This is a genomic window from Massilia sp. DWR3-1-1, assembly GCF_049898325.1.
Lineage (GTDB): Bacteria > Pseudomonadota > Gammaproteobacteria > Burkholderiales > Burkholderiaceae_D > JAFCUW01.
The window spans coordinates 1-14,057 of record NZ_JAFCXL010000003.1 but is presented as its reverse complement, the minus strand read 5'-3'; the positions used below and the strand labels follow the sequence as shown (position 1 = coordinate 14,057).

9 protein-coding genes and 2 pseudogenes are annotated in these 14,057 nt (G+C 65.2%); 4 read left to right on the top strand and 7 right to left on the bottom strand.

Annotated features, from left to right (window positions below; all coding sequences use genetic code 11):
• Positions 1-32: 32 nt before the first annotated feature.
• From ACP7EY_RS04160 to ACP7EY_RS04150, 3 genes are all read right to left on the bottom strand, one after another.
• Entirely contained in the window at positions 33-1,004 is a 972-nt protein-coding gene (locus ACP7EY_RS04160) for a pyridoxal-phosphate dependent enzyme (protein ID WP_426190780.1), read from the bottom strand.
• Positions 1,004-1,423, bottom strand: a complete 420-nt coding sequence (locus ACP7EY_RS04155) for a hypothetical protein (RefSeq protein ID WP_426190779.1) — start codon at positions 1,421-1,423, stop codon at positions 1,004-1,006. The genes ACP7EY_RS04160 and ACP7EY_RS04155 overlap by 1 nt, the downstream gene beginning before the upstream one ends.
• A gap of 164 nt (positions 1,424-1,587) precedes the next feature.
• A complete protein-coding gene (locus ACP7EY_RS04150) occupies positions 1,588-2,106 on the bottom strand; it encodes a CHRD domain-containing protein (RefSeq protein ID WP_426190777.1) in 519 nt (172 codons plus the stop codon).
• Between the two features lie 243 nt (positions 2,107-2,349).
• Here ACP7EY_RS04150 and ACP7EY_RS04145 point away from each other — a divergent pair, with 243 nt between their 5' ends.
• Complete coding sequence (locus tag ACP7EY_RS04145) at positions 2,350-4,140, top strand: ABC transporter ATP-binding protein (RefSeq protein ID WP_426190775.1); 1,791 nt, start codon at positions 2,350-2,352, stop codon at positions 4,138-4,140.
• A gap of 58 nt (positions 4,141-4,198) precedes the next feature.
• Here the strand turns inward: ACP7EY_RS04145 and ACP7EY_RS04140 are convergent, their stop codons facing one another.
• On the bottom strand, positions 4,199-6,502 hold the full coding sequence (locus ACP7EY_RS04140; protein WP_426190773.1) for a polysaccharide biosynthesis tyrosine autokinase: 2,304 nt from the start codon (positions 6,500-6,502) through the stop codon (positions 4,199-4,201).
• Positions 6,503-6,946: 444 nt separating this feature from the next.
• Between ACP7EY_RS04140 and ACP7EY_RS04135 the strand changes: the two genes are divergently transcribed.
• Both ACP7EY_RS04135 and ACP7EY_RS04130 read left to right on the top strand, forming a co-directional pair.
• Positions 6,947-9,190, top strand: coding sequence for an ATP-binding protein (locus ACP7EY_RS04135; RefSeq protein WP_426190771.1), 2,244 nt, complete (start codon positions 6,947-6,949; stop codon positions 9,188-9,190).
• A gap of 15 nt (positions 9,191-9,205) precedes the next feature.
• Entirely contained in the window at positions 9,206-9,664 is a 459-nt protein-coding gene (locus tag ACP7EY_RS04130; protein WP_426190769.1) for a response regulator, read from the top strand.
• Between the two features lie 19 nt (positions 9,665-9,683).
• Here ACP7EY_RS04130 and ACP7EY_RS04125 read toward each other — a convergent pair whose 3' ends face one another.
• Entirely contained in the window at positions 9,684-11,291 is a 1,608-nt protein-coding gene (locus ACP7EY_RS04125) for a response regulator (protein WP_426190767.1), read from the bottom strand.
• A 181-nt stretch (positions 11,292-11,472) separates the two neighbouring features.
• The gene (locus tag ACP7EY_RS04120) at positions 11,473-12,216 is read right to left on the bottom strand and encodes an SDR family oxidoreductase (RefSeq protein WP_426190765.1); all 744 of its coding nucleotides are present in this window, start codon (positions 12,214-12,216) and stop codon (positions 11,473-11,475) included.
• A 195-nt stretch (positions 12,217-12,411) separates the two neighbouring features.
• Between ACP7EY_RS04120 and ACP7EY_RS04115 the strand changes: the two are divergent.
• Positions 12,412-13,178: pseudogene (locus ACP7EY_RS04115) on the top strand (IS5 family transposase).
• A 384-nt stretch (positions 13,179-13,562) separates the two neighbouring features.
• Here ACP7EY_RS04115 and ACP7EY_RS04110 read toward each other — a convergent pair.
• Positions 13,563-13,797: pseudogene (locus ACP7EY_RS04110) on the bottom strand (transposase); the annotation flags it as partial.
• Positions 13,798-14,057: the final 260 nt, after the last annotated feature.

Here is a 14,057-nt window from a genome sequence, read left to right as displayed (position 1 = left end):
GCGTTGCGGCGACGCGACAGCAGGGCCGTAGCTTACCCGGGGTGGGGCAGCGTCGCCGCCCACTGTTGCAGCTGCGCCACGGTGGCCGTCACCCCGCCGCACACGATCACCAGCACATTGTCGAAGCCGGCCAGCGCCGTCCCCTCGTACACGGCCGCCAGCGCCGCCCCGCAGGCCGGCTCGACGACGACGCGGTGATCGTCGATAAAACGCAGGCATGCCGCCACCGCCGCGCCGTCCGTCACCACCGTACTGCGCACCGGGTGGACGCGCGCGACGTCGAAGGCGGCCTGCGCCACCCGGCGCGCGCCCAGCGAGGTGGCGATGCTGGTAATGGCTGGCAGGCTGACGAGCGCATCTGCCGCCAGCGCGGCGGCCAGCGAAGCGGCGCCCGCGGTTTCGACGGCAATCACGGGAACCTGGTCCCAGCCGTGCCGGCGCAAGCCTTCGACGACACCGCACAGCAGGCCGCCGCCGCCCACCGACAGCACCACGGCGTCGGGCCGCACGCCGGCCGCGGCCACCTCGTCGATCATGCTGGCGTGGCCTTCCCACAACAGGGGATCATCGAAGGGGTGGATGAAGGCGCAGGTGGCGGTGAGCAGCGACTGGGCATGTTCGTTGGCCTCCTGGAACGAGGCGCCATGCACGATCAGCCGGGCCCCTTCACGCCGGATCAGTTCGATAGCGCGGGCGGACGCCGTTTCGGGCACGACCACGGTGACGGGAATGCCCAGCGTGCGTCCCGCGTAAGCGCAGGCGATGCCGGCATTGCCGCCCGAGGACGACACGAAGCGCCGCGCGCCGGCACGGGCGTAGACGCTGCAGGCGTGGCCGACACCGCGGCTTTTGAAGGAGCCGGCCGGCTGCAGCGCCTCCATTTTCAGCCAGACGGCCTGGCCCGGACGGGACAGGGCAGCCGATTCGAGCAGGGGTGTGAGGATGTGCAGTGGGGCGTGCAGTGGGGCGTGCGGTGACGGTACGGCGGGCGAACGGGAATGCATCAAGGTCCTTCCGATGGGGGTTGGGCAAACAGGTCGTGGGCGTCGAGGATGGCGAAGGCGATCGCCGGATGGCGCTCGAGGCAGCGGCGCACGGCGGCCGGAATCGCCTGGCGGGTCTTGCGGCACAGGCCGGGCACGCTGTCGAATTCAATGTGAAAGCCCCGCACCGTGCGCACTTCGTTGGGGCCAGGCACGATGTGCAGGCGCAGTCCCAGCAAGGCCGCCATGCGCTCGACCAGCCGGCGCAAATCCTCGTAGGTGCTTGCCGCTTCGAGTTTGGCCACCAGCTTTTTTTCTTCTTCGCGGGTGAGCAGCAGGATGCGGCGGTCGGCGCCGGGTGCATCGAGCCGTTCGCGCTCGCACACGCAGGCGCCGGGCGGGCACTCGGTGCGGATCGGAATCGGAGTTGGCTGCGGCATCGCGGTGCACCTGGGGACGGGGGAAAAATTTTACCACCGTTGGGCCAGCGAACTGTCTGCCGCGGCCAGCGCGGGGTTCATCCCCCATCGAGCGGCCGTCGACCGGCCAGGCTCACGCTGGCGCGCCGCGGCTGGCCCGGCCATACGACAGGGCCAGAGGCGCACTACTTCGGCATCAGTTGCAGGCGAATTTCGCCATTCGGAAACTGGGCGCTGTGCACGTTGATGTAGAGCTTGCCTTCCTTGTAGCTGGCGTACTGGGCCTGCGTCAAGGTGGCGCCCGCGGGCGGGGCGAAGCTGTGCGCGCCCGTCCTGGCAAATGGCACGACGACCGGTCCGTTGGCGCCCGCCGCCGCTTCGTGGATGTGCGCCGCGGTGGGCGTCATGCCGTTCACCTCGAGCGAGCCCGTCACCGACATGTCGGCGCCGATCCGGATCGTGCTCCGGCCACTGGCGGTGGACGTATTCGGCGGCACTTCCTGCGCGCCGCTGAGCGTCATGGCGCCCATGCCCGTCGCTGGGGTGCCAGCGGGCATCGGGGTGGGATCGATTGCCGTCGCGGTTTTTTCCACCGCCAGCGGCGCCTCCGCCGTGTTGCGCATGCCCGAGCAAGCGCTCAGCAATGCCAGTGCGCCCACGGTGGCGAACCATGCCAGCCGGACTTGCGATGTTCTCATCTTCATGTTTTTTTCTCCTCGATGTTGTTATGGTGGGGACGTGCCATGTCGGCCGGTCGCGTGCACCGGCGCCATCATGCAATATTGATATTACATGAGCGCCCCGGGCAGGCGCGCACCGCACACGTCCCAGTGACAACCGCCGCCGGCGACCGCACCAGCGCGCCCCCGTTCGATTGGCCCGCTGCCGCGCATATCGTCAATCATTGCTAATATCAAGTTCCTCACACCAAGCTTTGCCCCGGCCGCATGCACATCCTCTGGAATTATCTGCGCCCGCACGGCAAACTGGCCGCGCTGGCCCTGTTGCTGGCCGCCGCCAGCCAGGTCCTGGCGCTGGTCGACCCCATCATTTTCGGCCGCATCATCGACCAGTTCGCCAGCGGACCCGGGACGGCGACGACCGCGGCCATGGTCGACAGCGTGCTCAAGCTGCTGGCGCTGGCGGTGGTGGTGGCGATCCTGTCGCGGCTGGCCAAGGCCGTGCAGGAGTACCTGACCCGGCTGGTCGTGCAACGCCTGGGCACGGCGATTTTCAACGACGGCCTGCGCCACCTGCTGCGCCTGGAATTCCAGGAATTCGAAGACTTGCGCAGCGGCGAGACCCTGTCGCTGCTGCAAAAAGTGCGCGCCGACAGCGAGCGCTTCATCAATGCGTTCATCAACACGGGCTTCGCCGCCGTGGTGGGTATCGGCTTCCTGGTGTGGTACGCGGTGACCAAGCACTGGCTGCTGGTGCCCGTGTTTGTTATCGGCGTGCTGGTGCTGGGCGGCCTGACGGGCTTGCTCAGCCGCGAAATCAAGAGCCAGCAACGCTCGATCACGCGCGAGACCAACCGCAATTCCGGCTTCATCACGGAATCGCTGCGCAATATCGAGTTGATCAAAAGCCTGGGCCTGACCTTTTTTGAGATCCGCCGCCTGCGCGCCCAGACCGATGCCATCTTTGCGCTGGAAATGCAAAAGGTCAAACGGATCCGCCTGCTATCCTTCCTGCAGGGCACCACCCTGTCGATGCTCCGGCTGGCGGTGCTGTTCGCCTTGTTGTGGCTGATCTTTCGCAACGTGCTCAGTACGGGCGAGCTGATCGCCATGCAGTTCATTTCGGTGGCGATTTTCGCGCCCCTGCAGGAACTGGGCAACCTCATCCTGGCCTGGCGCGAGGCCGAAGCCTCCCTGCTCAACTTTGCCGCCCTGCTCGACAAGCCCGTCGAGCGCCGCCCGCCCGGCGCCATCGATGTGGGCCCCATCGAACGGGTGGCGTTCGACAAGGTGTTTTTTCGCCACCGCGGCGCGCCCGACGACGCCCTCGCCGAGGTGTCCTTTGCGGCCGCGCTGGGGCAGACCATCGCCTTCGTGGGCCCATCCGGCTCGGGCAAGTCGACGCTGGTCAAATTGCTGGTGGGCCTGTACACGCCGGCGGCCGGCACCGTCAGCTACAACGGCGTGTCGACGCGCGCCCTGCGCTTTAACCTGGCGCGCCGCCAGATTGGTTTTGTGACGCAGGAGACGCACCTGTTTGCGGGCACGCTGCGCGAAAACATGCGCTTCGTCAAACCCGACGCCACCGACGCCGAGATCATCGCGGCCATGCAGCAAGCGTCCTGCGCCTATCTGCTCGACAAATCCGATGCCGGTCTCGACACCATGATCGGTGAAATGGGCATGAAGCTCTCCGGCGGCGAACGCCAGCGCCTGTCAATCGCGCGCGCGCTGATCCGCAAGCCGCCCCTGCTCATTTTCGATGAGGCCACCTCGGCCCTCGATTCGCTGACGGAACAACAAGTGAGCAGCACCGTGCGCGCCCTGTCGGCCGAAGGCAATCGCATCACCCTCCTGATCGCCCACCGGCTGGCAACCGTGCTGCACGCCGATACCATTTATGTGCTGGAGAAGGGGCACATTGTCGAAAGCGGCGGCCATGCTGCCTTGCTGGCGCAAAAGGGCTTGTACTACGCCATGTGGCGCCAGCAAATCGGCGAGCGGCCACCGGCGCCGGGCGGCCTCTCGGCAGGTGGCCCGGCGCCGGCCAGCGCCTGAAGCGAGCCGGCGCGCCGGCCAGCGACCTGCAGCCTGCAGCCCGCGCCCCGCCACCGCCTCAGGCGGCAAATTCGAGCTGCCCCACGTGGCGATAGGCATACTTGTAGCCGTAATACGACAGGCGCGGCTTGACGTCGTTGAACACAATGCCGGCCGGGGCGATGCCGGCCAGGTTGAGCCGCTTGACCGCCTCGGCAATCTCGCGCGCCGTGCTAACGCCCGCGCGCACCACCAGGAAGACGGCGCCCGCGTGGCTGCCGATGACCAGGGGATCGGCCAGCGCCAGCACGGGCGGCGAATCGACCAGCACCAGGTCGTAGTGGCCGCGCAGCGCGCCCAGCAGCGCGCCCACATCCACTTGCAGCAGCAGGTCGCTTCGCTCGCCCGCCAGGCTGCCCGTGGTCATCAGGTCGAGATTGGGGACGACCCCGCGCACCAGCGCCGTGGCGGGCGCCACGGCGCCACTGGCCGCCTCGCGCAGGCCGTCGCCACGGGGCACGCCGAATACCTGGTGCAGGCAGCCGTTGCGCAAGTCGGCATCGATCAGCAGCACCCGCTGGCCGCCAGCGGCCAGCACGGCGGCAAAGTTGGCCGATATAAACGATTTACCCATGCCGCTGGTGGGGCCGGCGAACATGATCACGTTGTTGTCGAACTGCGGCAGGGAAAACCGCAGGGAGGCGCGAAAGCTGCGCAGCGCTTCGATGGCGCCGTCGGCCGGCGCGGCGCGCGCCAGCAGGGCCGCCTTGCCGCTGCGCGCCCCGCGCCGCGCCAGGCCGGCCTGCGCACTGCTGTGCGGAATGCTGGCCGTCACCACGCGCGCGCCCATCAGCGTCTCGATGTGCAGGGGATCGTCGACGGCGCCGCCGAAATTTTTTCGTATCAGCACCGCCGTCAGGCCCGCAAGCAGACCCACCAAGGCGCCGCATACCAGGATGGCCTTGCGGCGCGGCCGCACGGGCTCGTCGTCGACCATGGGCGCGTCAACCATGCGCACATTGCTGACCTTGCCAACGGAAACAATCCTCAATTGCTGCGCCGTGTTGGCCAGCGCCGTGTACAAGTCGGTGTTGACCTTGATTTCGCGGCCCAGCCGCCCCGCTTCCTGCTCGAGCAGCGGCAGCGCCTTGATGTGCTCGGCAGTGGCCGCCTGCTGGCGGTCGATGTCGGCGATCTGGCCGGTGACGCCACGCACCATCGGGTGGCGCACCGTGAAGCGGGTGAGCAACTCGGTACGGCGTTGCACCAGCTCGCTGCGGCGCGCGCGCGCGGCGGCCGCCTGGGTCAGGCTCAGCCGGGCCTCTTCCGCGAAATCGACCGTGCCGTGGCGGTGGCGAAAGTTGTTGTAGTCGCTTTCCGCGCGTTCCAGGTTGGCTTTTAACTTGGGCAACTGGGTGTCGAGAAAGGCCAGCGATTTATCCGCCTCTTCGCTCTTGTGACGCAGGTTCTGCGCCATGTACTGGCGCCCCACTTCCTGCAGCACCGCATAGGCGCTTTCCGGATCGCCCGCCTCGAAGCGCACTTCGATCACGCCCGACTGGCGTCCCTGCTCGGTGATTAGCAAGTCGTGCTGCAAGGCGCCGATGGCGGCGGCGGTGGACTCGCGGCGCAGCAGGAAGCGGGCGCCCGGCCTGGCGTGCAGGCGCGCCACCTTGAGCAGCAAGGGGCCGGCCCCGGTGGCCACTTGCAGCAACTGGCCCACCGCCCCCTCAAAATGCAGGCCGGCAGTGGGCACGTCGACCCCGTAACGGCCATCCGCCAGCGCCGTCAGGTACAAGGTGCGCCGGGTCCAGCCGGGCGGCACGGCGAGCTCGCTCACGTCGATCGATTCGCTGCCCCACACCTGGCCGCCGATGCCGAACAGGCCCGGCGTGGACAACTGGCCCGGCCGCAACGTGCGCATCAGCTTGCCAAGCACGGGAACGGTATCGGGCCTGGCCGTGATCGCCATGCCCAGGTGCTCCACGGTGGCGCCCGCCACCGCGCGCGAGCGCAGCAGTTCCATTTCGGCGCTGGCCGCTTTTTTGGTATCGAACAGGGAGGCGACGTCGTTGAGGGCATTGCGCGAGGGCGAGGGCGAGGCCTCTTCCACGTAAATGAGCATGCTGGCCTCGTACACGGGCGGCAACAGCAGCGCCAGCAGCGCGGCGCAGGCGAACAAGGCGAGGAACACGCCGGCCACCATGCGCCAGTGATCGCACACCATATTGGCGTAGGCGGCGAACTCGTGCTCCTCGTCCGGCACCGGGATCGACAGGACTGCGCCCGCCCCCGAATGGCGGCGTTCGCGCTGATCAGGGCGATCAGGGGCAGCGCGGGGATGGCGCGGGCCACGGGGATCGAGGGCAGCAGAAAATTTCATGGTGTTATCCCGACAATGAGGTGGCAAGTACATGCTGGCAAAAAAGGCAAGCGCGCACCACGGCAGAGCAGGAAGATCCGCCCTTTTGCGCGCGATTGACCCGCAAAAATGTAAGGTGTTAGTGAAAAAAAAAGTGACAAATTCGTGCGCGTCGATCTGCTTTTGCCAGTTCAAACGCCCAGTCTCAACGCTATCTGCCAGCGATTTGCTGAGTTTGCGTTGGCGCAAACGAACACGGGTGCCGACCATATCGTCGCCGTTCGGCGACGTTGAACGAGGATGAGTTCGGTTCATTGCGCCGCTGGCGGGGCCGGGACTGACCATTGCGTATGCATACTGTCAAGTTGGCAATGTGCAACAGCAATGGGCCGCGTGCGTCATCGGCCGGCGATTCCCGCTAAAATGTTTTCCCTGCATTCTTTCACCCTGTCCACTGAATCAACGATGAGCCAGGCCACGCCCTCCGCCGCTACTGCCCCATTCGATCTGTCGAGCTGCGACCAGGAGCCCATCCGCATTCCCGGCAGTATCCAGCCACACGGATTCTTGCTGTGCCTGTCGGAACAACTGGTGGTGCTGCAGGCGAGCGAGAACCTGGCGGCGCTGGCGGGGATGGCGGCGGCGCACGCCCTGGGCCAGCCGCTGGCGGCGGTGGCGGGCGCTGACGCCGCCGCCCTGCTGGCGCCCGGGCAGGCGTTGCCGGAACGGCCCACCTACCTGGGCTCGGCGGCGCTGCCCAACGGCGCGTTTTTCGATGTGCTGGGCCACGCCATCGACGGCCTGCTGCTGCTCGAATTCGAACCCACCGAGCGGCACGCGGCAGCCGACTTCCGCCAGGTGTTTCCGCTGGTGGGCGAACTGATGCAGCAGTTGCCGGGCGCCACCACCATTGAAGCGATGAGCGCGCTGGCGGCGCGCCAGATCCGCGCCCTGACCGGCTTTGGCCGCGTGATGGTCTACCAGTTCGACCGTGACGGCCACGGCCACGTGATCGCCGAATCGCTGGCCGACGGCTACCACGCCTATCTGGGCCAGCATTTCCCCGCCGGGGACATCCCGCGCCAGGCCCGCGAGCTGTACCGTGTCAACCGCATCCGGCTGATCAGCAACGCCCATTACACGCCGGCGCCCCTGCTGCCGCAAAACAATCCGGTCACGGGCGCGCCGCTCGATCTGACCTTCGCCGCGCTGCGCAGCGTGTCGCCGATCCACCTGCAGTACATGCGCAATATGGACACGCTGGCGTCGATGTCGGTGTCGGTGATGGTCAAGGGGGCCTTGTGGGGGCTGATCGCCTGCCATCACGCCCAGCCCCGCCCGCTCGAATTCGACAAGCGCGGCGCCTGCGAACAACTGGGGCAAATCCTGTCGATGTGCATCGAATCGCGCGAAGACGCCGACGATCTGCAGTTTCGCCTCGAACTGCGCCGCATCATGGTGTCGATGCTGGCCGGCCTGACCCAGGGCCCCGACTTCATCGACAACCTGCGCCAGGTGTTTCCCGAACTGCTGCGCTTTGCCCGCGCCGGCGGCGTCGCCATCGTCGTCGATGCGCGCGTGATCGTGCACGGCGACACCCCGGACGAGGGCCAGATCCGCGCGCTGGTCGACTGGCTGGGGGTGCACAGCCACAGCGAGCTGTTCCACACCGCCCACCTGTCGGCGCTGTACCCGCCCGCCGCCGCTTTCCTGTGCAATGGCTGCGGCCTGCTGGCCATGCCGATCTCGCGCATCCACCAGCACTACCTGCTGTGGTTCCGGCCCGAGCTGGTCCAGACGCTCGACTGGGCCGGCAATCCGCACGCCAAGCAAGCCGCGCCAGGTCAGCCCCAGTCGCTGAGCCCGCGCACCAGTTTCGCCAGCTGGCGCGAAACCATCCACGGCACCAGCGCGCCCTGGCACGCGGGCGAAATCGAACTGGCGCTGGAGTTTCGCGGCGCCCTGCTGGGCATTGCCCTCGAGCGCGCCGAACAGATGGCCGAACTGGCCGAAGAACTGGGCCGCGCCAACAAGGAACTCGAAGCGTTTTCGTATTCGGTATCGCACGATCTGCGCGCGCCGCTGCGCCACATCGTCGGTTTTTCCAACCTGCTGATGGAGGCGAGCGAGGACAGCACCGCGGAAACGCGCCAGCGCTTCCTGGCCAATATCAAGGATTCGGCGCGCCTGGCCGGCAAGCTGGTCGACGACCTGCTCAGTTTTTCGCACATGGGCCGCGCCGCCCTGCGCCCCATCACGGTGAACATGGACGACATGGTCAAGGGGGCGATCGCCCGGCTGGGCGCCGATTACGCGGGCCGCGATGTGCGCTGGCAAGTGGGCAGCTTGCCGACCATCGTCGCCGACCCCGCCTTCCTGCAACTGGCGATGTTCAATCTCTTGTCGAATGCCGTCAAATTTACCAGCCAAAAAGACCCCGCCATCATCACCATCGACGCCAGCACGACCGACACCGACACGGTATTTCGCATCGCCGACAACGGCGCCGGCTTCAACATGGCCTATGTGCACAAGCTGTTCGGCGTGTTCCAGCGCCTGCACCGCATGGAAGACTTCCAGGGCACGGGCATCGGGCTGGCGAACGTGCGCCGCATCGTCGAGCGGCATGGCGGGCGCACGTGGGCCGAGTCGGTCGCCGGTGGAGGCGCGACATTTTATTTCAGCATTCCCAAAGTCTTGAATTTTTAAACCACGAAGGCACGTATGCTAAAGCCCATTTTATTGGTCGAAGATAACCCCCACGACCTCGAACTGACCCTGATCGCCCTCTCGCGCAGCCAGTTGGCCAACGAAGTGATCATTGCGCGCGACGGCGCCGAGGCGCTCGACTACCTGTGCGTGCGAGGGCAGTATGCCGACCGCCAGGTGGGCAATCCGGCGGTGGTGCTGCTCGACCTGAAACTGCCGAAAGTGGACGGGCTCGAAGTGCTCAAGGCGATCCGCAGCACCGACGGCCTGCGCAGCACCCCGGTGGTGATGCTGACCTCGTCGAAAGAAGAGCAGGACCTGATCCGCAGCTACGAATTGGGAGTGAACGCGTATGTCGTCAAGCCGGTCGACTTCGGCGAATTCGTGCGCGCCATCGCCGACCTGGGCATTTTCTGGGCAGTATTGAACGAACCGCCGCCAGGTTCGGCGCGTTACATCAAGCCGGGCAAGTAAGCGCCTGGCCTCCAGGCGCCTACTGGGCGCCCTGACGCGACGGGCGCAGCAGGTGGCGAATCCGGGCGCTGAGCACCTCGGGCGTGTACGGCTTTTGCAGCAGGTGGACGGTGGCATCGACTTTGCCCTCGTGCGCCAGCACCCCTTCGGCATAGCCGGACGTAAACAACACCTGGGCATGCGGCAAACGCGTGCGCACCAGCTCACGCAAGGCCAGGCTGCTGATGGGGCCGGGCATGATCACATCGGTAAACACCAGGTCGACATGGACGCCGCTGTCGATGACGGCGACGGCGCTGGCGCCGTCGTGCGCGGCGAGCACCTGGTAGCCCAGTGCCGACAGCAGCTCGACGGTCGAGGTGCGCACGTCGGGCTCGTCTTCCACCACGAGTATGGTTTCGATGCCGCCAAATAATTGGGTGGCGATGCCCTGTTCGCGCTGCGCCGGTATGTCGTGGCTGCGCTGCAAGTAGATCTTCACGCTGGTGCCTCGGCCGAGCTCGCTTTCGAGCACGATATCGCCCCCCGACTGCTTGACGAAACCATAGGCCATCGACAGGCCCAGGCCGGTGCCGTGGCCGGTTGGCTTGGTGGTGAAGAACGGTTCGAAGGCGCGCGCGAGCACCTCGGGCGGCATGCCGGCGCCGCTGTCGGCCACCTCGATCATGACGTGGCTGCCGGCGGGCGCGCCGGGCTCGCCCTCGTCCGCCACTACATTGCGCGAGCGAATCGTCACGGTGCCGCCGTCGCCCATCGCATCGCGCGCGTTGATGACCAGGTTGAGCAGGACATTGTTGAGCTGCCCGGGATCGACCGTGGTGGCCCACAGGTCGCCGGCAATCTCGCTGACCACGGTGGCGCGCGGGCCCAGCACGCGGCGCACCATGTCTTCCATGTCGAGCAGCATGCTGGCCAGGTCGATGACCACCGCCTGCAGGGGCTGGCGGCGGGCAAATGCCAGCAGGTGGGCCGACAGCTTGGCGCCCCGCTCGACCCCGGCCAGGGCCAGATCGATGCGCTTGAGGGCTTTGTCGCCGAGGCCACCCAGCAGTTTGATCAGTTGCAGGTTGCCGCCGATAATCTGCAGCACATTGTTGAAATCATGGGCCACGCCCCCCGTCAGCTGGCCGATGGCTTCCATTTTCTGCGCCTGGTGCAAGGCGGACTGGCTGGCCGCCAGTTCCTGCTGGCTGCGCCGCAACTCGATGAAGGCGGCGTCGCGCTGCTTGCGGGCCACGCAGGCTTCGTGGTGGTAGCGCACGCGCGCCACCAGTTCGCGCGGGTCGGGCCACTTGACCAGGTAATCGTTGGCGCCGGCCGCAAACGCGCGCGCCTTGATGTCGGCATCTTCTTCCGAGGACAGCAGGATGACGGGAATGTGCTCGGTGGCGGGATGGGCGCGCAGCAGGCCGATGACGCCGAAGCCGTCGATGCCGGGCATGCGCAGGTCGACCAGGATCACGGTGGCGCCCACCTCGACGGCGACGGCGACGGCGCGGGCGGGATTGGCTTCGTAGCGCAGGCACAAGCGGGAAAATTCGCGCAGGCTGTGCGCGATCAGGTCTTGCGCAAACGGCTCGTCGTCGATCATCAACACCGAGCAGTCTTCGAAGTCGTCTTCTGTCATGGGGGGTACTGCCCGGCGAGGTTGTGGCGGAGCGATGGTGGGTCGATTTGTGAATTTTACCTGAGCAATCGGGGTTTCTCGGCACGAACGCCCAACCGTGCGCGCGCCTTTGCCGGGCAGCACGCGGCAATCGCGCGCCAACATTGTGACTTTTCGCCGCGCCCGCCCCGCCGGACGACGCTTACTTGCGCACCGCTTTAAGCTGGCGCAAGTCCGCCACGGGATCGCGGCCAAAGTCCTTGCTCAACATAAAATCGAGCAACTGGCGCGCCACCCGCGGCGGGGCCGCCAGTTCGCCCGACTGTTTCAGGGCATCGAAGCGCTGGCGCAGGGGAAAGTGGGCGATGGGCGTGGCGCGGATCTGGCCTTGCATGTCGGTGTCGATGACGCCGGGGGCGAGGCTGACGATGCGCAGATTGGCATTGTCGTCCTGGGCGGCGGCGCTGGCATGCAGGTCAAGTGCCGCCTTGGTGGCGCAGTAGACGCTCCAGCCCGGGTAGGCATTGCGCCCGGCCCCGCTGCTGACGTGGACGATGCGGCAGGCGGCGCCGGCCGGCATGGCTTGCACCACGGCCGCCGCCAGCATCAGCGGCGCGGCCACATTGACGGCCACCGCGCGGCCCACCTCCGCCGGGTCTTGCACGGCGAGCGGCCCGACCGGTTGCACGGTGCCCGCGTTATTGATCAGAAGCACAGTGGCGGCATCGGCAAGCCAGTCGCGCAGGGTGTCGCCGGCCAGCCAGAAGGCCAGCGCGGCGCTGTCGGCGAGGTCCAGCGACAGCTCGGTCAGGCCCGCGCTGGGGCCCTCTGCCGACTGGCCGCTGGCCCGGGCAATGCCCAGCACCTGCGCGCCCCGTTCCAGCAAATCGGCGGCGAGCGCCGCGCCCAGCCCTTTCGAGTGCCCTGTTACGATTGCCTTGATCATCACATCTCCATGCAGAGTTAGCGCAGGTCTTTAGTCTACCCCACGCGGCGCCTCGCTCGACAGGAGCATGGCCGCCGTTGCACCTAAGAACCTATTCTTATAGGGGGAATTTTTTTTGCCGCTTAACCGTCCAAGCTTCCTTGTGAGGAGGCGAAAATGGCTAAGCAATAGGAGAATCGCGATGACGGATGGCGCATATCGGACGAGGTGTGGGCGGCATTTGAACCGCTGTTGCCGCCGCCTAAGCCGCATCCCCTGGGATGCCATCGGCCCCGACTCGACAACCGTCTGGTTCTGCGCACAGGCATGCAGTGGAATGCCTTAAATGCAACCGGCATCTGTTCGTGCACGCCTGTGTACCAACGCTTTCGGGAATGGCTTGATGCCGGGATGTTTGAAAAATTTTGGCGGCAAGGGCTGCTCGAGTATGACCGGCTCAAGGGAATCGACTGGGAATGGCTGGCACTCGCTGGGGCAATGACGAAGGCGCCATTGGGTGGGGAAAAAAATCGGCCCCAACCCGACAGACCGAGGCAGAGGTGGCGTCAAGCGCAGCTTGCTGACAGAAGCGCATGGCATCCCGATCGCCGTTGAGATTGATGGTGCCAACCGGCATGACATGAAACTGGTGGAACAAACGTTATCTCAATTGATGATCGAACGGCCCGCAGCGGCACCCGAAAAACCTCAGCACTCGTGTCTGGACAAAGGCTACGACTACGAGGCGATCCGGGTCCTGGTGCCGCAGTTGGGCTTGACGGCACACATCAAGTCACGCGGCCAGGAACAGGACGAAAAGCGGGGCGCCAGCGCACGAGCACGCCGCTGGGTCGTCGAACGGGCGCACAGTGGGATGAACCGATTTCGGCGCGCTGATACGCTGGGAGAAGAAAATCTCCACCTATGTCGCGATGGTACATTTTGCGTTGGGCATCATTTGCTGGCGTGCCGCCTACCAATAAGAATAGGCTCTTACTTAGGGAAAGTATGGAAAAGTCTAACTATCGCGTGCTCTCCGCACGCAAAGATCAGACTTTCGTGTTGTAAGTGGTGAGCGATGATGCTAACTTATTCGTACATAGTGCACGCGAAAGTTAGAAAGAATGGCTCTTTATCTCGTTGGCGAGAACATCGATAAGACACGTAGTCACTACCTGTCAGGCAGGAGAGCAATGAAGTACTCTTTGTCATGGTCCCCCTGCATTACGATGGTCGACTACATGAATGCTCATCGCATCCACAAACTGTTTGATCTGGCAGTCGTTAATACAGAAGACCGAGATCTGGAGTTCCTATGCAACCAATTCATTGGGGGTGTACTGAATTCTGGGTAAACGGGTTTTTGTTTAAGTCTGCGGCACCCGGTCTTCAAACTGGATGGCGAAGCGGTTCAACGCTGATTTCCAGTCCCGTATCGGCATACGTCCACTTCTTGCTGATGTTGTTCAGCGCGAGGTAAAACAACTTGCTGACGGCATCATCGGTCGGGAAGGAACTGCGAGCCTTGGTGACTTTTCGCAGGCTCATATTAATCGATTCAATCGCGTTGGTGGTGTAAATCACCTTGCGGATTTCCGGCGGGTTATAGTCATGCCGTTATACATAAGTCCGCAACGCCATCCAGCCTGACCAAAAAAGCCGTTTACATTCAATGAGTTGCAGAGGGGCTTGTAAACTTTGCCGAATTCGCGTTTACTCTCGGAATTTCGGGGGGCACGTGACCCCCCTATGTCAGCATAGTTGTCGCGTCATCTGATTTATCGTAACCGTACTGGGGGCGGAGTAAAAGAGCAGCAGTGAAGCACTATTCAGCAGAGCGCAAGGAAGCACTTTTGCGGCAG